Annotated in this window: 25 protein-coding genes and 1 pseudogene; 6 read left to right on the top strand and 20 right to left on the bottom strand. The window is 72.7% G+C overall.

Annotated features, from left to right (window positions below):
• Positions 1–55 precede the first annotated feature (55 nt).
• From VM95_RS14920 to VM95_RS14905, 4 genes are read left to right on the top strand one after another with little or no spacing between them, the layout of a single operon-like run.
• The gene (locus tag VM95_RS14920; RefSeq protein ID WP_078859922.1) at positions 56–895 is read left to right on the top strand and encodes a DUF1365 domain-containing protein; all 840 of its coding nucleotides are present in this window, start codon (positions 56–58) and stop codon (positions 893–895) included.
• On the top strand, positions 879–2,168 hold the full coding sequence (locus tag VM95_RS14915; RefSeq protein ID WP_045696657.1) for a class I SAM-dependent methyltransferase: 1,290 nt from the start codon (positions 879–881) through the stop codon (positions 2,166–2,168). The genes VM95_RS14920 and VM95_RS14915 overlap by 17 nt, the downstream gene beginning before the upstream one ends.
• Complete coding sequence (locus VM95_RS45175; RefSeq protein ID WP_078859920.1) at positions 2,165–2,836, top strand: class I SAM-dependent methyltransferase; 672 nt, start codon at positions 2,165–2,167, stop codon at positions 2,834–2,836. Before VM95_RS14915 ends, VM95_RS45175 begins: the two co-directional genes overlap by 4 nt.
• A complete protein-coding gene (locus VM95_RS14905) occupies positions 2,833–3,642 on the top strand; it encodes a DUF1295 domain-containing protein (protein ID WP_078859918.1) in 810 nt (269 codons plus the stop codon). Before VM95_RS45175 ends, VM95_RS14905 begins: the two co-directional genes overlap by 4 nt.
• Here the strand turns inward: VM95_RS14905 and VM95_RS14900 are convergent.
• The 7 genes and pseudogenes from VM95_RS14900 to rpsR all read right to left on the bottom strand — a co-directional run bounded on the left by VM95_RS14900 (position 3,625) and on the right by rpsR (position 9,683).
• Complete coding sequence (locus VM95_RS14900) at positions 3,625–4,971, bottom strand: NAD(P)/FAD-dependent oxidoreductase (protein ID WP_244178776.1); 1,347 nt, start codon at positions 4,969–4,971, stop codon at positions 3,625–3,627. The genes VM95_RS14905 and VM95_RS14900 overlap by 18 nt on opposite strands.
• Positions 4,972–5,158: 187 nt before the next feature.
• Positions 5,159–5,710, bottom strand: a complete 552-nt coding sequence (locus tag VM95_RS14895) for a Fur family transcriptional regulator (protein ID WP_078859916.1) — start codon at positions 5,708–5,710, stop codon at positions 5,159–5,161.
• A gap of 5 nt (positions 5,711–5,715) precedes the next feature.
• On the bottom strand, positions 5,716–6,549 hold the full coding sequence (locus tag VM95_RS14890) for a metal ABC transporter permease (protein ID WP_045696656.1): 834 nt from the start codon (positions 6,547–6,549) through the stop codon (positions 5,716–5,718).
• A complete protein-coding gene (locus VM95_RS14885) occupies positions 6,546–7,469 on the bottom strand; it encodes a metal ABC transporter permease (RefSeq protein WP_045696747.1) in 924 nt (307 codons plus the stop codon). The genes VM95_RS14890 and VM95_RS14885 overlap by 4 nt, the downstream gene beginning before the upstream one ends.
• On the bottom strand, positions 7,456–8,430 hold the full coding sequence (locus tag VM95_RS40335) for a metal ABC transporter ATP-binding protein (protein WP_078859931.1): 975 nt from the start codon (positions 8,428–8,430) through the stop codon (positions 7,456–7,458). Before VM95_RS40335 ends, VM95_RS14885 begins: the two co-directional genes overlap by 14 nt.
• Before the next feature lie 3 nt (positions 8,431–8,433).
• A pseudogene (locus VM95_RS14880) lies at positions 8,434–9,405 on the bottom strand (GTP-binding protein); the annotation flags it as partial.
• Entirely contained in the window at positions 9,402–9,683 is a 282-nt protein-coding gene (gene rpsR / locus VM95_RS14875) for a 30S ribosomal protein S18 (protein ID WP_063773505.1), read from the bottom strand. The pseudogene VM95_RS14880 and the gene rpsR, both read right to left, overlap by 4 nt.
• Positions 9,684–9,889: 206 nt before the next feature.
• On the opposite strand from rpsR, the gene VM95_RS14870 reads away from it, so the two are divergent.
• Together VM95_RS14870 and VM95_RS14865 are read left to right on the top strand one after the other, a co-directional pair.
• Positions 9,890–10,159, top strand: coding sequence for a type B 50S ribosomal protein L31 (locus VM95_RS14870; RefSeq protein WP_045696655.1), 270 nt, complete (start codon positions 9,890–9,892; stop codon positions 10,157–10,159).
• 37 nt (positions 10,160–10,196) lie between these two features.
• Entirely contained in the window at positions 10,197–11,426 is a 1,230-nt protein-coding gene (locus tag VM95_RS14865; protein ID WP_045696653.1) for a GTP-binding protein, read from the top strand.
• Positions 11,427–11,456: 30 nt separating this feature from the next.
• Here VM95_RS14865 and hypE read toward each other — a convergent pair whose 3' ends face one another.
• The 13 genes from hypE to VM95_RS14805 form a co-directional block, all read right to left on the bottom strand.
• Complete coding sequence (gene hypE / locus VM95_RS14860; protein ID WP_045696651.1) at positions 11,457–12,542, bottom strand: hydrogenase expression/formation protein HypE; 1,086 nt, start codon at positions 12,540–12,542, stop codon at positions 11,457–11,459.
• Positions 12,535–13,659 (bottom strand): hydrogenase formation protein HypD, encoded by a 1,125-nt coding sequence (gene hypD, locus VM95_RS14855; protein ID WP_045696649.1) that lies wholly within the window; start codon positions 13,657–13,659, stop codon positions 12,535–12,537. The genes hypE and hypD overlap by 8 nt, the downstream gene beginning before the upstream one ends.
• Complete coding sequence (locus VM95_RS14850; RefSeq protein ID WP_045696647.1) at positions 13,656–13,964, bottom strand: HypC/HybG/HupF family hydrogenase formation chaperone; 309 nt, start codon at positions 13,962–13,964, stop codon at positions 13,656–13,658. The genes hypD and VM95_RS14850 overlap by 4 nt, the downstream gene beginning before the upstream one ends.
• Before the next feature lie 71 nt (positions 13,965–14,035).
• Positions 14,036–16,372, bottom strand: a complete 2,337-nt coding sequence (gene hypF, locus VM95_RS14845) for a carbamoyltransferase HypF (protein WP_045696645.1) — start codon at positions 16,370–16,372, stop codon at positions 14,036–14,038.
• Positions 16,369–17,106, bottom strand: a complete 738-nt coding sequence (gene hypB / locus VM95_RS14840; RefSeq protein ID WP_045696643.1) for a hydrogenase nickel incorporation protein HypB — start codon at positions 17,104–17,106, stop codon at positions 16,369–16,371. Before hypB ends, hypF begins: the two co-directional genes overlap by 4 nt.
• A gap of 5 nt (positions 17,107–17,111) precedes the next feature.
• Positions 17,112–17,492 carry a hydrogenase maturation nickel metallochaperone HypA gene (gene hypA, locus VM95_RS14835; RefSeq protein WP_045696641.1) on the bottom strand — a complete coding sequence of 127 codons (381 nt, stop codon included), beginning with the start codon at positions 17,490–17,492 and terminating at the stop codon, positions 17,112–17,114.
• A 171-nt stretch (positions 17,493–17,663) separates the two neighbouring features.
• Positions 17,664–17,768 (bottom strand): DUF6893 family small protein, encoded by a 105-nt coding sequence (locus tag VM95_RS45635; RefSeq protein ID WP_425265310.1) that lies wholly within the window; start codon positions 17,766–17,768, stop codon positions 17,664–17,666.
• Positions 17,762–18,277 (bottom strand): hydrogenase maturation protease, encoded by a 516-nt coding sequence (locus VM95_RS14830; RefSeq protein ID WP_045696639.1) that lies wholly within the window; start codon positions 18,275–18,277, stop codon positions 17,762–17,764. Before VM95_RS14830 ends, VM95_RS45635 begins: the two co-directional genes overlap by 7 nt.
• Positions 18,274–19,644, bottom strand: a complete 1,371-nt coding sequence (locus VM95_RS14825) for a hypothetical protein (protein WP_045696637.1) — start codon at positions 19,642–19,644, stop codon at positions 18,274–18,276. The genes VM95_RS14830 and VM95_RS14825 overlap by 4 nt, the downstream gene beginning before the upstream one ends.
• Positions 19,641–20,285 (bottom strand): DUF6084 family protein, encoded by a 645-nt coding sequence (locus VM95_RS14820; protein WP_045696635.1) that lies wholly within the window; start codon positions 20,283–20,285, stop codon positions 19,641–19,643. The genes VM95_RS14825 and VM95_RS14820 overlap by 4 nt, the downstream gene beginning before the upstream one ends.
• Entirely contained in the window at positions 20,282–20,929 is a 648-nt protein-coding gene (locus VM95_RS14815; RefSeq protein ID WP_045696632.1) for a DUF5947 family protein, read from the bottom strand. Before VM95_RS14815 ends, VM95_RS14820 begins: the two co-directional genes overlap by 4 nt.
• Complete coding sequence (locus VM95_RS14810; protein ID WP_045696630.1) at positions 20,926–21,405, bottom strand: hypothetical protein; 480 nt, start codon at positions 21,403–21,405, stop codon at positions 20,926–20,928. The genes VM95_RS14815 and VM95_RS14810 overlap by 4 nt, the downstream gene beginning before the upstream one ends.
• Entirely contained in the window at positions 21,402–23,186 is a 1,785-nt protein-coding gene (locus tag VM95_RS14805) for a nickel-dependent hydrogenase large subunit (RefSeq protein ID WP_045696628.1), read from the bottom strand. Before VM95_RS14805 ends, VM95_RS14810 begins: the two co-directional genes overlap by 4 nt.
• Positions 23,187–23,217: the final 31 nt, after the last annotated feature.

Below are 23,217 nucleotides of genomic sequence, written 5' to 3'. Positions count from 1 at the left end.
ACCGAGCAGAGCGCGGGCGCGAGACGGCGCCCTTCCGTACGAAGAAGAGGACACCATGGCGGCAGACACCCGGCAGCCCACGGCCGGCTCGGCGGTCGGCGCCGACACGCTCGCCCCGGCACCGCCGGCGGCTCCCGCTCTGCCGGGCCCGTGGGGCGCCGCGCTGTACGAGTGCCGGATCAGCCACGCGCGCACCGCTCCGGTGCACCACGCTTTCCGCCACCACACCTACCTGTGGTTGACCGACCTGGACCGGCCCCCGCGCCTGCCGTGGCCGCTGCGCCTCCTGGCCTCCTTCCCCGCCGGCGGCCGCACCGCCGGGTCGGGCCGGTCGCCCCGGGAGGACCTGGACCGCTACCTGGACTCGGCGGGGGTCGACCTCGCGGGCGGGCGGGTCCTGATGCTCGCTCACGCCCGCTCGCTGGGGTACGTCTTCAACCCGCTGACGGTCTACTGGTGCTACGACCGCCGGGGCCGGGCAGTGTGCACGGTCGCCGAGGTCCACAACACCTACGGCCAGCGCCACCGCTACCTCCTGCACCCCGACGAGCGCGGCCGCGCACGGGCCGCCAAGGAGTTCTACGTCTCCCCGTTCTTCCCCGTCGACGGGCACTACCGGATGTTCCTGCCCGTGCCCGGTGAACGGCTGACCCTTGCCGTCCAGCTGGAGCGCGAAGGCGGCCGCCCGTTCACGGCGACCGTGCGCGGTACCCGCCGACCCGCCCGCGGCACCACGCTGCTGCGGGCCGCCGCGACCCACCCGCTGTCCACACTCGCGGTCAGCGCCCACATCCGCTACCAGGGCGTGCGGCTGTGGCTTCGCGGTCTGCCCGTCCACCTCCGCCCCGACCGCGCCCCCTCGAACAGGACCTGCCGCCATGACCACGCACGTTGAAGCCCTCGCACCCAGCGCGGCCGCGACGGCCGATCCGCAGCACTGGCCCGACGTGGCCCGCGTACCCCGCACACCGCTCAAGGCGACGGTGGCCCGCAGGTTGCTGCGCCGCATCGCCCGCAGGCGGGGCCTTCGGGTCGAACTGCCGAACGGACGGCTCCTCGAACCCGCCCCGGCCGGCGCGCCGGTGCTGCGCCTTCACCGGCCCGACGCGTTCTTCCACCGGGTGGGGATGAGCGGACTGATCGGCTTCGGAGAGTCCTACCAGGCCGGCGAGTGGGACTCACCCGACCTGGTCGGGCTGCTCACCGAGCTGGCGACCGCCCCCGAGACGCTGGTGCCCACCGGCGCCCAGTGGCTGCGCCGCCTGTACGTGAAGCGGCCGCCGGCCGGGGAGCTGAGCACGCCCGACAACGCGCGCACGAACATCCACCGGCACTACGACCTGTCCAACGAGCTGTTCGCGCTCTTCCTCGACCCCACCCTGTCCTACTCCTCGGCCGTCTTTGCGACCGACCCCGCCGGCGCACCCCTCGCCTCCAGCGAGAACCTCGCGCAGGCCCAGCACCGCAAGATCGACCGGCTGCTGGACCTCGCCGGGGTCGGGGCGGGCAGCCGGGTGCTGGAGATCGGCACCGGCTGGGGCGAACTGGCGGTCCGCGCGGCCGCGCGCGGCGCGCGGGTGGTCAGCCTCACCCTGTCCGAGGAGCAGCTGGCGCTGGCCCGGCGCCGGATCGCCGCGGCCGGGTTCACGGACCGGGTCGAGGTGCGGCTGTGCGACTACCGAGCCGCCGAGGGCGAGTTCGACGCGGTGGTGAGCGTGGAGATGGTCGAGGCGGTCGGCCGGCCGTTCTGGCCCGCCTACTTCGCCACGATCGACCGTGTCCTGGCTCCGGGCGGGCGGGTGGCACTGCAGGCCATCACCATGCCCCACGAGCGGATGCTGGCCAGCAGCGGCACCTACACCTGGATCCTCAAGTACATCTTCCCCGGCGGCCAGATCCCCTCCACCGAGGCCATCCGCCAGGCCACTGCACGGCACACCGGCCTGCGCGTGGCGGCCTGCGACTCCTTCGGCCCGCACTACGCCCAGACCCTCCGACTGTGGCGCGAGCGCTTCACCGAACGGGCCGACGAGATCGCCGCGCTCGGCTTCGACCAGGTGTTCCAGCGGATGTGGGAGCTGTACCTGGCCTACTCCGAGGCCGGGTTCGCCGCCGGCTACCTCGACGTCCAGCAGATCCTCCTCACCCGCCCGGAGCCGACCCGATGACCCCCGCCACCCGCGTCGCCGGCCTGCTCACCGACCTGCTCGGCCAACCCCTGCCGGTCCGGATCCAGGCGTGGGAGGGCTCGACCGCCGGCCCTGCCGAAGCGCCGACCGTGGTCCTGCGCAACCGACGCGCGCTGCGCCGCCTGCTCTGGCAGCCCGGCGAACCCGGACTGGCCGACGCCTACATCAGCGGCGACCTCGACGTCGAAGGCGAGTTGAGGCCCGCGCTGTCACAGGTGCGGGCCGCGCTGGCCGGACACGGCCCGGTGCGCCCCGGCCTGCGGGACCGGCCGAAGCTGCTCGCCGCCGCCGTACGCCCGGGTGCCCTCGGCCCGCGACCCGTCCCGCCCGGCGGCCGGGCCCGAGTCGGGGGCGCCGTGCACAGCCGCGACCGCGACCGTGCGGTGATCAGCCACCACTACGACCTGTCCAACGAGTTCTACGCCCTGCTGCTCGGCCCGGCGATGGCCTACTCCTGCGCCTACTGGACGGCCCCGGGCGACACCCTGCAGAGTGCCCAGGAGGCCAAGTTCGACCTGATCTGCCGCAAGCTGGACCTGCGCCCCGGCAGCCGCCTGCTCGACGTCGGCTGTGGCTGGGGGGCGCTGGCCCTGCACGCCGCCCGCGCCCACGCCACCCCGGCCGACTGGTACCAGGGGCCGGCGTGAACACCGCAGCGTTCGCCGTCAACCTCGCCGCCACGGCCGGGGCGGCGCTGGCCGTCCTGCTGGCCGCGTTCGCGGTGGGCGTGCGCACCGGCCGCCACCGCGGCGTCGACGTCGCCTGGGGCCTGGCCTTCACGGCCGTGGCCTGGACCGGCTACGCCTTCTCGGCCGGCCACGGCGACCCGGCGCGGCGCCTGCTCGTCACGATCCTGGTCACGGTGTGGGGGCTGCGCCTGTCGGCCCACATCCGGTCGCGCTCGCGCGGCCACGGCGAGGACCCGCGCTACGACCGGATGCTCGCCAAGGCCCCCGGCGGACGCCGCAACCACTACGCGCTGCGCATGGTCTACCTGCTGCAGGCCGCGATCGTCTGGTTCGTCTCGCTCCCGGTCCAGGCCGCCCAGTACCTGACCGCCGGGCTCGGCCCCCTGACCGTCGCCGCGGTGGCCCTGTGGGCGGTCGGGATGTTCTTCGAGACCGTGGGCGACTGGCAGCTCGCCCGGTTCAAGGCCGATGCGGCCAACCACGGCCGGATCATGGACCGCGGGCTGTGGGCCTGGACCCGCCACCCCAACTACTTCGGCGACGCGTGCGTCTGGTGGGCCCTGTTCCTGCTCGTGGCGTCCGAGCCGATCGGCTGGGCGTTCGTCCTCAGCCCGGTCCTGATGACCTACCTGCTCGCCTTCGGCAGCGGCAAGCCCCTGCTGGAGCGCCGACTCGGCTCCACGAAGCCGGGCTGGGACGCCTACGTCGCCCGCACCAGCAGCTTCGTGCCCCGCCCTCCGCGCCGGTCACCGGGCGCCCGATGACCGGCGAACCCGCGGCACTCCGAGCAGGGCGTGTGCGGCCTCGACCCCGGAGCGGCAGCCGTCCTCGTGGAAGCCCCAGCCGTGGTAGGCGCCGGCGAACACGGTGCGGGCGGTGGTGAGTTCGGGCAGCCGGCGCTGGGCGGCGACCGTGCGCGCCGTGTACACCGGGTGTTCGTACACGGTGCGGGAGAGCACCAGTTCATCGGGGATCGGTCGCTGCCGGTCCTCGTTGAGGGTGACCAGGTAGTCGTCGGTGGTGTCCAGGCGCAGGAGCCGGTTGAGGTGATAGTTGACCCGGACCCGGTCGGAGGGTGCGCTGCACTGGGGCAACCGGTAGTTCCACGATCCGCGTGCCGAGCGCGCGGCGGGAAGGACGGACGGGTCTCGGTGCAGCACGGTGGGGTTGCGCGAGTAGGTGAAGGCGCCGAGGACCTCCAGCTCGGCGTCGGTCGGGTCGGCGAGCAGCTGCAGCGCCTGGTCGGCGTGGGTGGCGACCACGACGGCGTCGACCTCGGTGCGATGCCCCTCCCCGGAGACCACGGTGACACCGTTCGGATGGCGGCGCACCGCACGCACGGGGGTGGACCGGTGCACGGCCGTGAGCCGCTCGGCGATCTTCTCGACATACGTGCGCGAGCCGCCGACGACGGTGCGCCAGGTCGGCGAGCCGGTCACGGAGAGCATGCCGTGGTTGGAGAGGAACGCGAACAGGTACCGGGCCGGGTAGTCGCCCGCCAGGTCGGGGGCGCACGACCACACCGCGGAGACCACCGGGGTCATGAAGTGGCTCACGAAGTACGGCGAGAAGCTCTCCGCGGCGAGGAACTCGCGCAGGCTCGGGTCACCGGCAGCGGGGTCGGCGAGCAGGCGGCGGGCGAGCCGGTGGAAGCGCGGTACCTCGGCGAGCATCCGCAGGTAGCGGCCGCGCACCAGGGCCCCGGGCGTGGCGAACAGCCCGGCCGGCCCCCGTGCTCCCGCGTACTCCAGGCCGCACCCGTCACAGCGCACGGACATGCTCATCTCGCTGTCCCGGGTCCGGACACCGAGTTCCCGGAACAGCCGCACCAGGTGGGGGTAGGTCCGCTCGTTGTGGACCAGGAACCCGGTGTCCAGCGCCAGTGCCCGTCCGTCCCGGGCGACGGCGTCCTGGGTGTGGGCGTGGCCGCCGAGGCGTTCGTCCGCCTCGAACAGCTCGACCTCGACGCCGGCGCGCGACAGCTCGTACGCCGCGGTGAGTCCGGCGACGCCGGATCCCACGACCGCCACCTTGCCCGGTCGCTCGCCGCGGTCCGAATCGGTGGTCCGCTCGGTGGAGACGGTGTCGAACAGTGTCACGAGAGCCCCTCCCGGCAGGGCCGCGGCGCGGCCCGCTTTGTCGTTGCACCCGACATTCGGAACGGCCCCGGACGCGGATTGCCCCGACTCTCCGGCTGCGAGGACGCGCCCGCGGGACCGGGCACTGGTGGTGCCGCGTCGTCCGTTTCACCGGGGTGGCGACGCCCGCCTCGTCGCGTGTTCAGTTGCCGGCCCGCGCGGCGGTGGTGCAGCCGGTGCAGATCCCGGTGAGCTCCACGGTGTGCTGGACGTCCGCGAAGCCGGAGGTTCGGGCCATGTGGTCGGCCCAGGTCTCGACCGGGCCCGCGTCCACCGGGATGCTGATCCCGCACGCGCGGCAGAGCAGGTAGTGGCGGTGGTCGTCGTCGGGGCGGTAGCGGAAGAGCCGCTCGCCGTTGGCGTCGCGGACCACGTCGGCGCGGCCGACCGCGGCGAGTGCGGTGAGGGTGCGGTAGACGGTGCTCAGACCCACACGCGAGCCGGCCGCGAGCAGCCCGGCGTGGAGCAACTGGGCGCTGATGAATTCCTGGCAGTCGGCCAGGGCTTGCAGGATCTCGGTGCGCTGCGCCGTCGGCCTCCCGATCAGTCCGACGTCATCCGGCGGGGTCGGTGGTCGAGCGGGGTCGGCAGTGCGGCCGCCGGGCCTGGCGGCGGCGTTGGCCGTCCTGCGGTCGAACGCCGCCGCCAGGGCGGCGACCCGTGGGTCGTCCCTGTTGTTCCCCCGTGGCGACATGGTGGTCAGGCCGCTGCCGGGAGAGCGGTACGACGGGGACGGACCAAGAACGTTACGGCGTGGACCGCGCCGGCGGTGGCCATGACGGCGAAGCTCGGCGGGAGTTCGGGGGCTTCGGCGCCGAGCAGGAGGCCGCCCCACATCTCGGTGACCGCGAGGCCGGCGGAGAGTGCGAGAGCGTGGAAGGGGCGGTCGGTGAGGCGGATCGCCGCGCCTGCCGGGGCGGCGAGGAGGCCGAGCAGCAGCAGGGAGCCGACCGCCTGGGTGGCTTCGCCGGCGGTGGCGCCGACCAGGGCGAGGAAGCCGAAGCCGAGCAGCCGTACGGGTACGCCGCGGGCGGTGGCGACGGCCTCGTCCAGGGTGGCGAAGAGCAGCGGGCGGGCGATCAGCAGCAGCACGATGCCGATGGCGGCGGCGATCAGGACGGCGAGCTGGGTCTGGCTGGTGCTCAGGCCGAAGACCGAGCCGAACAGGACGGTGGTGCCGGCGCCGCCCTGGGCTCCGCTGCGGGAGGTGGTGTAGATGGTGAGGAAGAAGGCGCCGAGGCCCAGGATCCAGGCGAAGACGCTGCCGATCGCCACGTCGTCCGGACGGCCGCGGCGACCGATGCCGCCCATCAGCAGTCCGGCGCCGATGGTGGCGGCGAAGAGTCCGAGTCGCAGGTCGTAGCCGCCGGCCAGGGCGGCCATCGCGCCGGTGAACGCGACGTGGCTCAGTGCGTCGCCGGTGAAGATCTGGGCGCGCAGGACGAGGAAGTAGCCGACCAGGCCGGCCGCGAGCGCGATCGCCGTACCGGCCAGCAGCGCGTGCTGGAAGAACGGCTGAGTGAGCACGTTCATGCCGCACCTCCGATCGAGAGCGGCGTCCGGCCGCGGGGCCGGGACCGGCCGAGCGCGTCGTGCACGGCGCGGCCGAGGTGGGCCAGGACGTAGCCGGTGAACGCGATGGTGGTCACGAAGAAGCCGAGCGGGTAGGGCTGGTAGTAGGCGGCGATCAGGCCCAGCCAGCAGGAGGCGAAGCCGATCAGCACGGCGAGCGCCAGGCTGCGGCCCGGTCGGGCGGTGAGTTGCTGGGCGGTGGCGGCGGGTATCACCATCAGCGCGAAGACCAGCAGGGTGCCGGTGATCTGGCTGGCTTCGGCGGTCGCCGCGCCCAGCAGGACGAGGAACACGGTGGACAGCAGGCGCACGGGCACCCCTCGTCCGGCGGCGACCTCGGGGTCGACGGTGGCGAAGAGCAGCGGGCGTCCGATCAGCGCCAGGACGGCGAGGAGGACCGCGCCGACGATCGCCAGCAGCGTCACCTGCCCGGTGGTGATGCCGAGGAAGCTGCCGAAGAGCAGCGCGGTGGGCCCTTCCAGGAGCCCCTTGTACAGGCTGATGAACAGGTAGCCGCTGGCGAGTGCGAATGCCTGCACGGTCCCGGTGACGGCGGACTCCTCCGCGCCGGCGTCCCGGCCCTTGCGCCCGAGCGCGGCGATCAGCAGGGCGGCGGCCACGCAGAAGCCGAAGTAGCCCAGGCTGGTGCTCACGCCGAGCAGGATCGCCAGCGAGGCGCCGGGGAAGGCGGCGACGGACAGGGTGTGTCCGGCGAAGGTCTGCCGCCGCAGCACCATGAACCAGCCCACCACCGCGCAGACCACGGAGACGATCGCACCGGCACGGAAGGCGTTGACCATGAACGGGTACGCCCACATCTCCTGGAGGTCGGCAAGGAGGTTCCAGGAGACGGTGGGTACCCCAGCGTCAGCCAGAAACATGGCCGCCTCCCCCACCGGGCTCGGAGTGCCGGTCGCTGTGCGGCGCGGGCACCTCGGGCTGACCGACCACCACCAGCCGGCCGTCGCTCGTCCGCAGCACTTCGACGGGCGTGCGGTAGAGGCGGGTCAGCGTCTCGGAGGTGATCACCTCGCCCGGGGTTCCGGCGACGGCGCCGCCCTCGGCGATGTACACCACCCGGTCCAGGTGGTGGAGTATCGGGTTGACGTCGTGGGCGACCATCACCACTGCCACGCCCTCCTGGTGGCAGATCCGGCCGAGCAGTGCGGCGATCGCGCTCTGGTTGGGCAGGTCGAGGCTGTCCAACGGCTCGTCCAGCAGCAGCAGGCTCGGGCGCCGTATCAGCGCCTGGGCGATCAGCAGCCGCTGCTGCTCGCCACCCGAGCACTGCCCGATCGGCCGGTGCGCGTACTTCGCTGCGCCGACCAGCTCGACGACCTCCTCGACACGTTCCCGCGCCGCCCGGTGCTTGGCGCGGCCCAGGCCCGGGACGGGGATCCCCCACCGGTCCCCGTCCAGGCCCAGCCGCACCACGTCCACCCCGCGGATGCGCACGCTCGCGTCGAAGCTTCGCCGCTGCGGCAGGTACCCCACGGCCGCGTTGCGCGCCCCCGGTGCACCACCCAGCACCCGCACCTCGCCGGCTGCCGCCGGCAGCACGCCGAGCAGCACCTTGACCAGGGTGGACTTGCCCACTCCGTTGGGGCCGAGGACAGCGGTGAACTCCCCTGCTCCGACGGCCAGATCGACACCCGACCAGAGGGTCCGCCCGCCGACGCGCACGGCTGCGCCGCGCAGCGACAGCACCGGCTCCCCTGCGGGAGCGGTGTGCTCGATGTTCGTACGGACCTTCTCGATCGGATGAATGCTCACTTGCCCGTCGCCGAGGCCGGTCAGCGCCGTGGCGTCGGTCAGACCGGCCGGATCCGTCGCCGGGCTCATGGTCGAGCGCATGCCGGAGGGCTCGAAGCGGGCGACCGAGCCCGCCTGGGACCACAGGCCGGTGACGGCCGGCCGGGAGGCCAGCCAGAAGAAGCCCTTCGAGCGCAGCACTGCGCCGAACTCCCCGGCATCGAGCCGCCGGGTCACCAACTCCCAGAGTCGGCCGGGGTGGAAGGGTCGATCGGCGCGGAAGACCAGGCTGGTGATGCCGTACTCCTCGGTCTCCGGGACGTGGTCGCCGTTGAGCTCGGCGACCCAGCCCGGAGCCTCCTGGGCTTCGGTCAGGTCGAAGAGGCCGGTGCCCAGGAGTTCGGCGGGCGGGACCTTGCCGCCGGTCGCGCGGACGATCCGGGCCGCGGGGTTGAGTCGGCTGAGCGCGGCTGCGAGCCGGTCGGCTTCCTCGGCCGTGACCAGGTCGGTCTTGTTCAGGACCAGCACGTCGGCGAACTCGACCTGGTCCATCAGCAGGTCGCTGACGGTGCGTTCGTCGTCCTCGTACTGGTCGAGGCCGCGGGCCGTCAGCTCGTCGCCCCCGCGCAGTTCGGGCAGGAAGTTGGCGGCGTCCACGACGGTGACCATGGTGTCCAGGCGGGCGACATCGCCGAGGGTCGCGCCGTCGTCGCGGGCGAAGGCGAAGGTGGCCGCGACCGGCATCGGTTCGGAGATGCCGCTGGACTCGATCAGCAGGTAGTCGAAGCGGCCTGCCCGCGCAAGCCGGTCGACCTCCTCCAGCAGGTCGTCGCGCAACGTGCAGCAGATGCAGCCGTTGGTCATCTCCACCAGCCGCTCCTCGGTGCGGGAGAGGGCTCCCCCACCGTCCCGGACGAGCGCGGCGTCGATGTTGATCTCGCTCATGTCGTTGACGATCACCGCGACCCGCAGGCCCTCGCGGTGGTTGAGGAGGTGGTTGAGCAATGTGGTCTTGCCCGCACCGAGGAACCCGGACAGCACGGTGACCGGCAGCCGGCCGCTCACCGGCCGGCCCGTACAGTGCCGGTGCCGTACGGCAGCAACGCCGTCTCGCGGGCGTTCTTGACGGCCCTGGCCATGGCCTTCTGCTGCTGGACGGTCAGGCGGGTGACCCTCCGGCTTCGGATCTTGCCACGGTCGGAGATGAACTTCCGCAGCAGGTTCGTGTCCTTGTAGTCGATGTACGTGATCCGTGCTTCGTGATGGGGGCACCCCCGGCCGGAGGCTGGGGGAGGATTGGGGCGCGCCTTGCGGTCCCGGCGGGCGGGGGCGATCTTGATCACGGCTTCCCTACTTCTGGGGAGAGTTGCGCACGCGTCAGGCGTAGCGACGACAAGCGGGCCGACAGCCCACGAAATGCCGCCGCTGCCGCGAACGGTGGACTGACATTACCCTAGATGAAAATGAAAACCATTATGCTAGGGTGGGCTCCACGCCATCCCGACACACAGCGCTGACCACCCACCCCGCCTGCCACCAGGAGATCCGCATGCAATCCGGCATCCACCCCGCCTACCGCCCCGTCGTCTTCCGCGACAAGGCGGGCGACCTCGCCTTCCTCACCCGCTCCACCGCCACCAGCACTCGCACGATCGAATGGGAGGACGGCAACACCTACCCCGTCATCGACGTCGAGATCTCCTCCGCCAGCCACCCCTTCTACACCGGCAACGCCCGCGTCCTGGACACCGCCGGCCGCGTCGAGCGCTTCCAGCGCCGCTACGGCCTCACCGGTTCCAAGCCCGGCCCGGCGAGCTGACAGAACGCCAACTCAAGCTGCGGCCAGGGAGGATGAGTTGACCCCGCAGGGCGCGCCCCGCCCACTGCCCGTCACCGTGCTCGGCGGCCTCGCCACCGGCGTCCGGGACTGCGTCGCCGACCTGGCGCGCATCGAAGTCCCGGGCCTCGTGGTGCTCACCGTGCGGGTCGCGCCCGACGGCCGTACGGCCTCCTGGCAGGTGTACGAGCGCCGCGGACCGGTCGGCGGCGGCACGCTGACGCCGGCGCGACCCTGCTCCTCCGACGCGCTGCCGCCGGCTCTGCTCTCCGTCCTGCTGCAGCTGGCGCGCACCGCCCGCTACCGGCACCTGCTGCTCGCCCTGCCACCGGGCATGGCGCCGGACCTGGTCGCCCTGGATCTGGCGGAGGGCCACAGCCACGGGCAGGCACTCGCCGACCACGTGCACATCGACACGGTCGCCGGCTGCGTCGACCTGTCGCGACTCGAGGACGATCTCGGCAGCGGCGACCGGCTCCTGGACCGGGGACTGGCCCTCGGCCCCACAGACCGACGCACCGTCGCCGAGACCGCCGCCCGCCATCTCGCGAGCGCCAGGACCGTGGTGACCTCGAACGCACACGACACGGATCCCGCCACCTCCGCACGCGCCGTTGCCCTGATGCGCCACCTCTCCGCGTATCACTCCATGGCCCACATCTGCCACGACCAGCTGACCGGCGGCCTCTGGACGCCCAACCTCTCGGCACTGATCGGCCAGAACCACTTCGACCCCGTCGCCGTGCGGGACCGGCACGGCCCCCTGCCCGTCCCCCGACAGCCGCGCGCACCGGAGTTCGGCGTCCGCACCACGCACTGGTCCTCCCGCCGGCCCATGCACGCACAACGCCTGTACGACGCACTGGCGCGCATCTGCCCAGGCGTCATTCGTGGACACGGACACCTGTGGCTCGCCAACCGGCCCCGGTCCATCCAGCGGTGGGAGTCCGCCGGCGAGCACCTGGCCATTCAGACCACGGGCACCTGGCTACCCGAGCAGGACGACGAGGCGTGGCAGGCGGCGTCGGCCGAGCGGCGCACGTTCGCCGCGCTGCGCTGGCACCCCTACTACGGCGAGCGCCGCTGCGAACTGACCTTCACCGGCATCGACCTCGACGTCCCCTCGCTCCACGAGCGGCTGAACAGCTGCCTGCTCACCGACTCCGAACTCGCTCTCGGAATGGAACACTGGCGACTGTCCGACGACCCCTTCGCCGAAGCCCTGGGCACCGAGCCACCGTCGCCCTGACCTCCGACGATCACCATGCCCGCCGGCGCTTCAGCAGATCCTCGGGAGCTGCTCCCCCATCGGCAGGTCGATGACGCGGGTGCCGCCGAACGGGGTCCGGCACACGACCGTGCCGGGGTGTTCCGCCACACATTCGCCGATCACGGCGGACCGCGCGCCCAGGGGGTGGGCCCGCATGGCGGCGAGGACGGCGTCGGCATGCTCGCGCGGCACGAAGGCGACGAGTTTGCCCTCGTTGGCGACGTACAGCGGGTCGAGGCCGAGCACGGCGCACGCGTTGGCCACCTGCGGGGGCACCGGGACGGCCCGTTCGCTCACCACGACCCCCACCTGTGCCGCCGCCGCGATCTCGCCGAGCGCAGCGGCGAGTCCGCCCCGGGTGGGGTCGCGCAGGACGTGCAGGTCGGGGGTGACGGCCAGCATGGCGGCGACCAGGTCGGCCAGGGCGGCGCAGTCGCTCTCGATCCCGACGCCGAATTCGAGGCCTTCGCGCACGCTCATGATGGCGATGCCGTGCAGCCCGATCTCGCCGCTGACGATCACCACGTCGCCGGGGGTGGCGCGTTGGGGGCGAATGTCGACCCCGGCGGGGACCAGTCCGATGCCTGCGGTGTTCAGGTACACGCCGTCGCCGTGTCCGGCTTCGACGACCTTGGTGTCGCCGGTGGCGATCTCCACGCCGGCGGCCCGGGCGGCGGCGCCGAGCGCGTGGGCGACGCGTGCGACGACGGCCGTCTCCACGCCTTCCTCCAGGATGAACCCGCAGGACAGGTAGGCCGGGCGGGCCCCGCTCATGGCCAGGTCGTTGACGGTGCCGTTGACCGCGAGGTCGCCGATGCTGCCGCCGGGGAAGAACAGCGGGCGCACCACGTAGGAGTCGGTGGAGAAGGCGAGCGTGGCGCCGCCGAGTTCGAGGACGGCGGAGTCCCCGAGGCCGGCGAGCAGCGGTCCGCCGTAGGCCGGGGCGAAGAGGTTGGCCACCAGTTCGGCCGACAGCACCCCGCCTCCGCCGTGTCCCATCACGACCCGGGGGTGGTCGCGCAGCGGGAGCGGGCAGCTCCAGCCGAGGATGTCCGGTGCACCGCCCGTCCCGGTCAAGGTCTCGGTGTCAGCCAACGGGGCTCGCCTCCCTGGATGCGTCCGGCGTGCCGAGGCGCCGGTAGAGGTAGTACGCGGCGCAGGCGCCCTCGCTGGAGACCATGGTGGCGCCCAGCGGGGTGCGCGGGGTGCAGGTGGTGCCGAAGGCCTCGCACTGGTGGGGTTTGAGCAGGCCCTGGAGGACTTCTCCGCTGCGGCACTGCGCGGGTTCGCGGGTGGTGATCCGCGCGACGTCGAAGCGGTGCTCGGCGTCGTGGTCGCGGTAGCGCGGGGACAGGCGCCAGCCGCTGTCCGGGATGACGCCGATGCCGCGCCAGGCGCGGTCGGTCACCTCGAAGACGTCCTGCAGCATGGCCCGGGCGGCGGGGTTGCCCTCGGGGCGGACGGCCCGCCCGTAGGCGTTGTCGACGGTGTGCTCGCCGCGCTCCAGCTGCCTCACGGCGCGCCGGATTCCTTCCAGGATGTCGAGCGGTTCGAAACCGGTGACGACGATCGGCACGCGGTGGCGCTCGGCGAGCGCCGGGTACTCGTCGGTGCCCATCACGCTGCACACGTGCCCGGCGGCGAGGAAGCCCTGGACCCGGCACTGCGGTGAGTTCATGATGGCCTCGACGGCCGGTGGCACCCGCACGTGCGAGACGAGCATGCTGAAGTTGCGGATGCCGCGTTTCCTCGCCTGGTAGACGGCCATGGCATTGGGCGGTGCGGTGGTCTCGAAGCCGATGCCGAAGAAGACGACCTCGCGGTGCGGGTTGTCCTCGGCGATCCGCAGGGCGTCCAGCGGGGAGTAGATCACCCGGACGTCGCCGCCCTCGCCGCGCACCCGGAAGAGGTCCCGGCTACTGCCGGGCACGCGCAGCATGTCGCCGAAGGAACAGAAGATCACTTCGGGCCGGGCGGCGATCTCCAGTGCCCGGTCGATCATCTCCAGTGGGGTGACGCACACCGGGCAGCCCGGTCCGTGGATCAACTCGACCTCCGGCGGGAGGAGTTGGTCGATGCCGTGCCGGATGATGGTGTGTGTCTGGCCGCCGCACACCTCCATCAGCGCCCAGGGGCGGGTGACCGTCGCCCGGATGTCGGCCAGCAGTCCGCCCGCCAGGTCGGGGTTCTGGAACTCCTCCAGGTATTTCACCGTTCCTCCTCCTGTCCCGGCGAGGCCGCCGAGGCCGCCGAGGCCGCCGCGGCCTCCCACGGATCGCCGAACTCCTCCTGGAGCAGGCCGAGTTCCTCGAAAAGCGCCAGGGTGCGGCGGGCCGATTCCTCGTCCAGGCGCTGCAGGGCGAAGCCGACGTGGACGATGGCGTACTCGCCCACCTCCAGGTCCGGCAGGTACTCCAGGCAGACGTCCTTGACGACTCCGCCGAAGTCGACGACCGCCATGCGGGTCCCGTCGCGTTCGGCGATCTCCAACACTCTTCCGGGTACCGCGAGGCACATGCGGTCTCCCTCCTCTCCGGGTCTTCTCCGGGTCTTCCCGAGCTGCATCTGCGTGGACGTGCGGGCCGTGCTCACGTGTCGGCCCGAGCCGCCACCATCAGCTGGCCCAGGGCGAGCCCGGCGTCGTTGGGCGGCACCCGCCGGTGGCGCAGCACGGTGAACCCGTCCTGCGCCAGGGCGTGCGCGCAGGCCGAGGAGAGCAGCGCGTTGGCGAAGACGCCGCCGCTGAGTGCGACCGTCCGCACGCCGTGGTGCTGCCGCGACCGGTCGCACACCGCACGCACCAGTGCGACCACCGCCGCGTGGAAGCGGGTGGCGATCAGTCCGGGCGGCGCCGCCGCCCGCGCGTCCGCCACCACTGCCGCGATCAGGGGTCCCGGGTCGGCGATCAACACCCCGTCCTCGTCGACGAGTTCGAACGCATAATCCCCCTCCGGGCGGTCCTGCGGTCCGTGCGCCAGGGCGGCGGCCTCCAGTTCGATCGCCGCCTGCGCCTCGTATCCGGCCTTCTGGCAGATTCCGGCCAGTGCGGACACGGCGTCGAACAGCCGGCCCATGCTGGACGTCGGCACGCAGTTCACGGATCGCTCCAACTGCTGGGACAGCAGCCGCAGTTCGTCCGGCGGGCAGGCGCGCACCGGCGCCAGTCCGGCGCTCCAGGGCAGTCCGGCCGCCCACAGGTGGGCCAGTGCCATCCGGTAGGGGCGCGCCACGGTGGCGTCGCCGCCCGGCAGCGGGACGTAGCCGAGCCGGGCCGTGCGGCGGAAGCCCCGGTAGTCGGCCAGCAGTACCTCCCCGCCCCAGACCGCGCCGTCCGTGCCGTATCCGGTGCCGTCGAAGGCGAGCCCGAGGACGGGCCGGGTGCCGTCGAGGCCGTGTTCGGCCATGACCGAGGCGATGTGCGCGTGGTGGTGCTGGACCTCCCGGACCTCGCGGCCCCGGGCGGTCCGGCGCACGTGCCGGGCGGAACGGTAGCCGGGGTGCCGGTCGACCACGAGGACCTCGGGCTGCACCCCGGTGACGGCGCCGAGGTGCTCCACCGCGCGGTCGAAGGCCTTCAGGGTGGCGAGGTCGTCCATGTCCCCGATGTGCGCGGACAGCCAGGCGTAGCCGTCCTGGGCCAGCGCGAAGGTGTTCTTGAGGTCGCCGCCGGCGGCCAGCGCGGGCCGTACCGGGAGGGGCAGGGGCACGGGGAGCGGGACGTAGCCGCGCGAGCGCCGCACCGGCAGCAGGTCCGCGTCCACCATCCGCACCACCGAGTCCTCGCAGGGCACGTGAATGGCGCGGTTGTGCGTGAGCCATCCGTCGACGAGCGGGGCGAGGCGGGTGAGGGCCTCCTGGTCGTCCGTCACGATGGGCTCGCCGGAGAGGTTGGCGCTGGTCATGACCAGCAGTGCGGGACCGGGGGGCGCGAGGAGGAGGTGGTGCAGCGGCGTGTACGGCAGCATCACGCCGAGGTCGGGGCTGCGCGGGGCGGCGGACTCCAGTTCCGGCGGCCGGCTCGGGCCCCGGCGCAACAGGACGATCGGCCGCACCTTGCCGGTGAGGACCTCCTCCTCGACGGGCCCCAGTCGCACGGCCCCCGACCGGGCCAGGGCCCTGAGCTGTTGCAGGTCGCGGGCCATGAGCGCGAAGGGCTTGTCGCCGCGCCGCTTGCGTCGGCGCAGCAAGGCGACGGTGTCCGCGTTGGTGGCGTCGCAGGCCAGGTGGTAGCCGCCGATGCTCTTGACGGCCAGGACCGCCCCGCAGGCGATCAGGCGCCGGGCCTCGGCGAGGGCCTCCTCGCCGTCGAGGACGGGCAGTCCGGGGACGGACAGGCTGAGGGTGGGCCCACAGGTGTGACAGGCGACGGGCTGGGCGTGGAAGCGGCGGTCGCCGGGGTCGGTGTACTCGCGGGTGCAGTCGGGGCACATCGCGAACGCCGCCATCGTGGTGTTGGCGCGGTCGTAGGGCAGGGCGGTGACGATGGTGTGGCGCGGCCCGCAGTTGGTGCAGCTGATGAACGGGTGCCGGTAGCGGCGGTCGGCGGGGTCGGCCAGTTCGGCGAGGCAGTCGGTGCAGGTGGCGGTGTCGGGCGGGATCAGGGTGCGGTGCGGTCCGTCGTCGGGGCGTGAGGGTGTGATGACGAAGCCGGGTGTGCCGGTGGGGGCCAGTGTCCGGTGTTCCACGGCGGTGACGTCGGCGAGCGGGGGTGCGTCGCTGACGATCCGCCGGCAGAACGCGGCCACCGCTTCGTGGCTTCCCTCGACCTCGGCGAGGACGCCCTCGCCGGTGTTGGTGACGCTGCCGGCGAGCCCGAGTTCGGTGGCGAGGGTGAAGACGAACGGCCGGAACCCGACGCCCTGGACGAGTCCGCGCACGGCCACCCGGCGGCGTTCGGGCGCGGCCGACGGCGGGGCCGTCGTCACGTCCGGTCCGCGGCCGGGTGCGGGTGCTCGTGGCCGGTGGCGCGCGGGGCCGTGGCCATCACGGGCCGGTGGACCGGTTCGCCGTCGAGCACCGCGAGTGCCCGTTCCAGCAGCGTCCCGACGCCCTGCCCGGTGCGGGCCGAGGTGAGAAGCACCTCCACGCCGGGGTTGACCCGTGCGACGTTCGACCGGAATGCCGCCTCGTCGAACCCGGCCGGTGCCGCGAGGTCGGCCTTGGTCACCAGGACGAGGTTGGCCAGCCCGAACGCGGTCGGGTACTTGAGCGGTTTGTCCTCGCCCTCGGTGACGGAGGCGAGGACGACCCGCAGCGACTCCCCGAGGTCGTAGGAGGCCGGGCAGACGAGGTTGCCGACGTTCTCCACGAACAGCAGTCGGGTGCCCGGCGCCAGCCAGCCGTCCAGGTGACCGCGCAGCATCGCCGTCTCCAGGTGGCACAGGCCGTCGGTGAGCACCTGTTTGACCGGCGCGCCCGAACGGGCCAGGCGCAGTGCGTCGTTGTCGGTGGCGAGGTCGGCGGTGAGGGCCGCGACGGGCACGGCGCGGTCCCGGGCGAGCACGAGTTCGGCCTCCAGGAGGGCCGTCTTGCCGCTGCCCGGGCTCGACAGCAGGTTCACCACGGCGGTGCCGCGCGCGGCGAGTTCGGCCCGCAGCCGCCGGGCGTCGTCGTCGTTGCGGGCGAGGACCGCCTGCCGGAGATCGACGGTACGGCACATGGGTTTCAGCCTCCCTGGTCGGCGCGGGCGTCCACCGGCCGCCCGCCCCACTCGACGGCGAGAATCTGCAGTTCACGCCCGGTCAGCAGCTCGGTGCGGGAGCCGGCGCAGTCCGGGCAGCCAAGCTCGGGCGGCATGCCGACGTCCCACTCGGCGCCGCAGGGCGTGCACCGTGCCCGCGCGGGCACGGTCTCGCTCTGCAGCACGGCGCCGGCCAGCAGGGTTTCGGCGCAGGCGAGTTCGAAGCAGAAGTCGAGTGCCGCCGGGACGACGCCGGCCAGTTCGCCGATCTGCACGCGGACGGCGGCCACGGTGTCGACGCCGTGTTCACGGGCGGCCCGTTCCACCTGTTCGACGATGGCCGCCGCGATCGACATCTCGTGCATCTGTCCCGTTTTCCGCCGCCGGAGCCGTTCGGCACCCCCTGGAGACGCGGGCCCGTCCTGGGCCTCGCGTGTGATCAAGGCCATTACAGGGGTTGGTGGCGGTTGCGGCCCGCAGCCGCGCCGACGGCTACGCCGTTCGCGGCACAGCAGCCCAGCCGCACAGGCGGGCCGTCACATGCGCAGGATCCGCAGGTAGCGCTTCAGGTCGGGCAGGTTCTGCCAGATCAGGGCTGCGAGGGCGGCGGCGAGGGCCGCGCCGGCCAGGTTCTTCAGCATGGTGATGCCTCTCTGTGCGGGTGCGGATCCGTGGCGAGGACCTGCAGGATCACGTCGAGCGCCTTGTCGACGGCGGCGGCCACCGGGGCGCTCAGCCCGATTCCCTCCTCCAGCGAGGCGGGCTCGCAGCCCACCACCAGCACCCGCCCGGGTGCGGTGGCGCCCGTGCCGGCGGCCAAGGTGGCGAGCAGGGCGAGCACGGCGTCGGGGCCCATCCGGTGCCCGTCGAGCATGGGCGGTTCCACGGGGCCGGAGTCCGCCTCGATCAGGTAGACGGTGCCGGGGGTGCCGCCGCGCGCGGTGGCGTCGACGAGCACCAGCGTCCGGTAGCCGTCGAGGAGTTGGTAGGCGAGGTGGACGCCGCGCACGCCGACGTCGAGGACCTCCACGCCGTTCGGGAGGTCCCGGGCGGCGAGGCGGCGGACGGTCTCGACGCCGAAGCCGTCGTCGCGCAGGAAGATGTTGCCGATGCCGGCGACGAGGGTGCGGTCCCGCTGCCCGGTGCTCACGCTCCCTCCAGCACGGTGACCTCGTCCGGCTGGAAGTACCGGTAGCGGCCCTGGGCGCGCCACAGGTCGGCGCCCGGGTCGTCGTCGACCGTGACCGCCAGGTGCACCGATCCGTCGACGTCCTGCAGCACCGCCTCCACCAGCGCGGTGCGTCCGTGCAGGAACAGGTCCTGGGCGTCGGTGCGGCGCCTCCCGGGCCGCAAGCGCACGCGGCTGCCGGCGCCGACCGGTCGGCCGTCGATCATCACCCGGTCCCGTGCGGGGTCGACCTGCGGGTCGTTGCCCGGATCCCACCAGGGGTGCTCGGCCCGTGGTGCGGGGTCGGTGAGTTCGCGCAGCCCGCGCACGGCGCCGTGCAGGCGTTCCAGGATTTCCGGGGGCATCGAGTCGGCGAGGTCGATCACCGCGCCGGCGCGCTCGTCCGTGCCCCTGGCCTCGCGCTTCTCCCGCTCGGTCAGGGCAGCGGTGCGCAGGGCGAGGATCTCGTCGATCTCGGTGGCGTCGTAGAGCGCACCGGGGCTCTCGGGGGCGATGTGAGGGTGGTCCTCCAGGATGATCGGTGAGGAGAGCAGCACGCCGGCGCTTCCGGGCGGACCGGCCAGGACGGGCCAGGTGTGCTCGTTGCGGCAGGCCCGGACTTCCTGGGCCGCCCACTGGGGCGGGTCGGTCGGCGAGAGGAAGGAGCCGCGCTCCAGGCCGAGCAACAGGTGCGCCGAGACGAGGGCGCGGGCCAGCGCTGCCTCGCGCCGGGTGCCGGGGGGCGGAGCCCAGGGAGAGGTGTTCTCCACCAGGACGGTGAGCCGCTGTGCCCGGTAGGGGCCGGGCACGTCGCGGACGGTGATCCGCAGCCGGCCCCGGGCCTGTTCCCGTCTGCGCAGCAGACGGCCGGCCACGGCGCCGTCGCGGGTGAGCAGTTCCATCTCCTCGCCCGCGGCGAGGTCGAACTCGCGGACGACCTCGCGCTCGGTCAACTCCTCGGTAGGGATGGACAGTTCGATGCGTTCCTCGATGCCCTCGTCCCATGGCACGAGGACCCGGTCCGCCAGTTCCAGTTCCTCGACGGTCCGGAAGGCGCCGTTGCCGCACGCCTGTTGGACCGTGCGGCGCTGCAGGCGCAGGAAGCGCAGCTCGACAGCGAGCCGGTCCCCGGGGCGCGGCTCCATCACGCATTCGGTGCGCTGGTGGGAGTGTTCGCCGCTGTCGGCGCCGTAGCGCGGCGGTGCGAGGACGCCGAACTGCCAGCGCAGCCGGTTCTTGGCGGCGGAGGCGCGGTAGGGGTAGAGCACGTACCCCTCGAACAGGACGGCGTCGGCGATCTGCCGGGCGTGGGCGAATCCCGCCCCGGATTCGCGGGCGGTGCCGGTCACCGGACCGCCTCCGTGGCCGTGGCCGTCGCGAGCAGTTCCCGCACGGTCGCCTCCCAGGACGTCAGGGCCCGGCGGGAGCGGTAGGCGAGGAGCTCGGCCATCAGGGCGCCGGGCAGGCGCAGCCAGCCGCAGCCGGGGAAGTGTGCGTCGATCGCCTCGCGCCAGACCTTCACCGGCATCCGCACGGTGGCCTCCTGGTCCCAGGCCACCGGGGTGACCTGGAACCCGCCGGGCCCGGTGAAGGCGGTGCCGGAGAAGAGCAGCAGCAGCGGCACCTGCCCGTCGTCGAGCGCGGCGAGGTAGCGGGTGGCGGACACGTCCATGTCGTAGGTGCAGGGCACCACCAGGTCCGTCTCGGTCTCGCCGGTGAACCCGGTGACCAGCAGCGGCACGTGGGCGAACTGGACGGGGTGGAGGGTGCTGCCCCAGCGTTCGCGCTCGCCGAACAGGTCGGCCAGGCGTTCCCCTTCGGCCTCGGCGTAGCGACGGCGGGCCGGTTCGATCCGCAGCTGGCAGCGCAGGGCCAGCGCGTGGACCCGGGTGTCGGCGGGGGCGGTGATGCGCAGCCGGAAGACCAGCGTGGGCCCGGCGGCGTACGGGTCGGCGCGCACTCCCGTGCAGGTGAAGGAGATCGTGGTCACCGGGTGCCGTCCTCGGGGAGGGGGCGGGAGCGGCCGTCGATGCGGGCGAAGAACGCGTCCAGTTCGGCCTGCGCCTCGGCGCCGCCGTCGAAGCCCTTCCAGCAGCGCCGCAGTCGGCCCACGAGTTCGTAGCAGACGTCCACGGGCACCAGGAAGCACCGGGTGGTGTCGGCGGTCCGGCGCAGCAGCAGTGCCTCGACGTCGGGCCGCAGTTCGGCGGCGAGGCGGCTGTCGCCGAGCGCGGCCTGCCAGGCGCTCTCGTCGGGTTCGCTCTCGGTCGCGCCGCCCGGGCCCGGGTAGAGCAGGACGAGCCGCTGCCGGCGTGTGTTGCGCAGCAGGAAGGCGGTGGTGACCGGGATGCCGAGGGCCGTCCAGGTGTTCTCGCCGAGGGAGTGTGCCGGGTCGACGAGGTAGCGGTCGGGGACGGTGAGGTAGCGGCCGCCGGCCGCGCCGGGCTGCTGGAAGAGCAGGGCGCAGGCGGTGCAGGTGCAGGTGAGGGCCTGCTGGTCGGCGTCGACCAGGTGGCGGTGTCCGGCGGGCAGGCGGTGGCCGCAGAACTCGCAGCGCTGCGGCTGCGGGGGCGCGGGTTCGCGCAGTCGGCGCAGCAGCGCGGTTCCGGGGCGGTCGAGCTGACGGGAGGTCATCGCGTCTCCGCCGGGGGCCGGGAGCCGATCTGCAGGAGCTGGGGGGCGCGGTCGAGTTCGACGGCCGTCACCTCGGGTGCGTGGCAGGCCAGGGCGTCCTCGATGTCCTGTTCGGCGCATCCGCAGCCGGAGCGGGTGCGGCGCAGCCGGACGATCCCGTCCGCGGGGTCGAAGCCGACGAGTTCGACGGGTTCGGGCAGGGTGGCGAGTGCGCGGGTGATGCGGGTGGTGGTGTCCTCGGGGTGCAGGTCGTGCAGGACGAGCAGTCCGGCCAGCGCGGGCTCGTCCAGCAGCGGGGCCAGGGCGGCCGGGGGCAGGGCCCGGACGAGGTGGGCGAGGGCGTCGCCGTAGAGCGTCATCAGTTCGCGCACCAGGTGTTCGCCGGCCTCCTGGGCGTCGGCGCCGGCCAGCCGGTCGAGGGCCTGCTGGATGCGGGTTCCGGCCTGTTCGGGGGTCATCGCGGTCACCGGGCTCATGCGGTGAGTCCGCTCAGCCCGGTGGGCACGTGCATGGTCTGCACGGTCCGGCCGCCGCCGACGTACATGTGGACGCCGCAGGGCAGGCAGGGGTCGAAGCTGCGCACGGCGCGCATGATGTCGATGCCCTTGAAGTTGTCGGGGCTGTTCTCCTCGAAGATGGGGGTGTTCTGGACGGCGTCCTCGTAGGGGCCGGGGGTGCCGAAGCTGTCGCGGACGCTGGCGTTCCACGGGGTCGGCGGGTACGGGTGGTAGTTGGCGATCTTGCCGTCGCGGATCACCATGTGGTGGGAGAGCACCCCGCGTACCGCCTCGGTAAAGCCGCAGCCGATCGACTCGTCCGGTACCTCGAACCGTTCCCAGGTCTGGCTGCGTCCGGCGCGGACCTCGTCGAGTGCCTTCTCGGCGAAGTGCAGGGCCGCGGCGGCGGCGTAGGCCTGGAAGTAGGTGCGGGCGCGGTTGCGTTCGAGGGCGTTGCTCCACTGCGGGATCTTCCACTCGAAGGTGGTTTCCGGTTTGGTCATGGAGCGCGGCAGGTTGATCTGGACGCTGTGCCCGGTGGCCTTGACGTAGCCGATGTCGACGAGTCCGGACAGGGCGGTGGACCACAGGCGGGCGATCGGTCCGCCGCCGGTGTCGAGGGCGAGGTGGTCCTTGCCGTCGAACCAGCGGGGGGACATCACCCAGCTGTACTTGTCGTCGAAGTCGCGTTTCTGGGGTGCGGGGATGGTGTGCTGGTTCCAGGGGTGGGGGGGGTCGACGGGGTTGCCGAGGGGGTCGTGGGTGACGAAGAGTTCCTTGCCCTGCCAGTCCTCGTAGTAGGAGCTGCCGAGGAGGATGCGGATGCCGAGGTTGATCTCGGTGAGGTCGTTGGTGACGAGCTTTCCGTCGACGACGACGCCCGGGGTGACGAACATCTTCCGTCCCCAGTCCGTCATGTTGCGGTAGGTGAAGTCGCAGTGGTCGGGGTCGTTGAGGCTGCCCCAGCAGCCGAGCAGGACGCGGCGGCGGCCGACCTCCTCGTAGCCGGGCAGGGCCTGGTAGAAGAAGTCGAAGAGGTCGTCGTGCAGGGGCACGACCTTCTTCATGAACTCGATGTAGCGCATCAGGCGGGTCAGGTAGTCGGTGAACAGCTGCACGGTGGCGACCGTGCCGACGCCGCCGGGGTAGAGCGTGGAGGGGTGCACGTGGCGGCCCTCCATCAGGCAGAACATCTCCCGGGTGTAGCGGCTGACCTGGAGCGCCTCGCGGTAGAACTCGCCCTCGATGGGGTTGAGCGAGCGCATGATGTCGGCGATGGTCCGGTAGCCGTGGTCGGCGGCGTGCGGGGCCTCGGTGCGTTCGGCCTGTTCCAGCACGCCCGGATTGGTCTCGCGGACCATCTTCTCGCAGTAGTCGACCCCGACCAGGTTCTCCTGGAAGATGTTGTGGTCGAACATGTACTCGGCGGCTTCGCCGAGGTTGATGATCCACTCGCCCAGGTGCGGCGGCTTGACCCCGTAGGCCATGTTCTGGGCGTAGACCGAACAGGTGGCGTGGTTGTCACCGCAGATGCCGCAGATCCGGCTGGTGATGAAGTGCGCGTCGCGGGGGTCCTTGCCGCGCATGAAGACGCTGTAGCCGCGGAAGACCGAGGAGGTGCTGTAGCACTCCGCGACCTTCTTTTGCTTGAAGTCGATCTTCGTGTGGATGCCCAGGCTGCCCACGATCCGGGTGATCGGGTCCCAGGACATCTCCACCAGACCGCTGCCGTCGCCGGCCGTCCGGGTCGTCGGTGCCATCGTTTCTTTCGTGCCCTTCTCTCAGCGTCTC

The organism is Streptomyces rubellomurinus (assembly GCF_000961885.1).
Classification (GTDB): domain Bacteria; phylum Actinomycetota; class Actinomycetes; order Streptomycetales; family Streptomycetaceae; genus Kitasatospora; species Kitasatospora rubellomurina.
The sequence above is the reverse complement of the archived record's forward strand: the minus strand, read 5'-3'. Positions and strand labels throughout refer to the sequence as shown.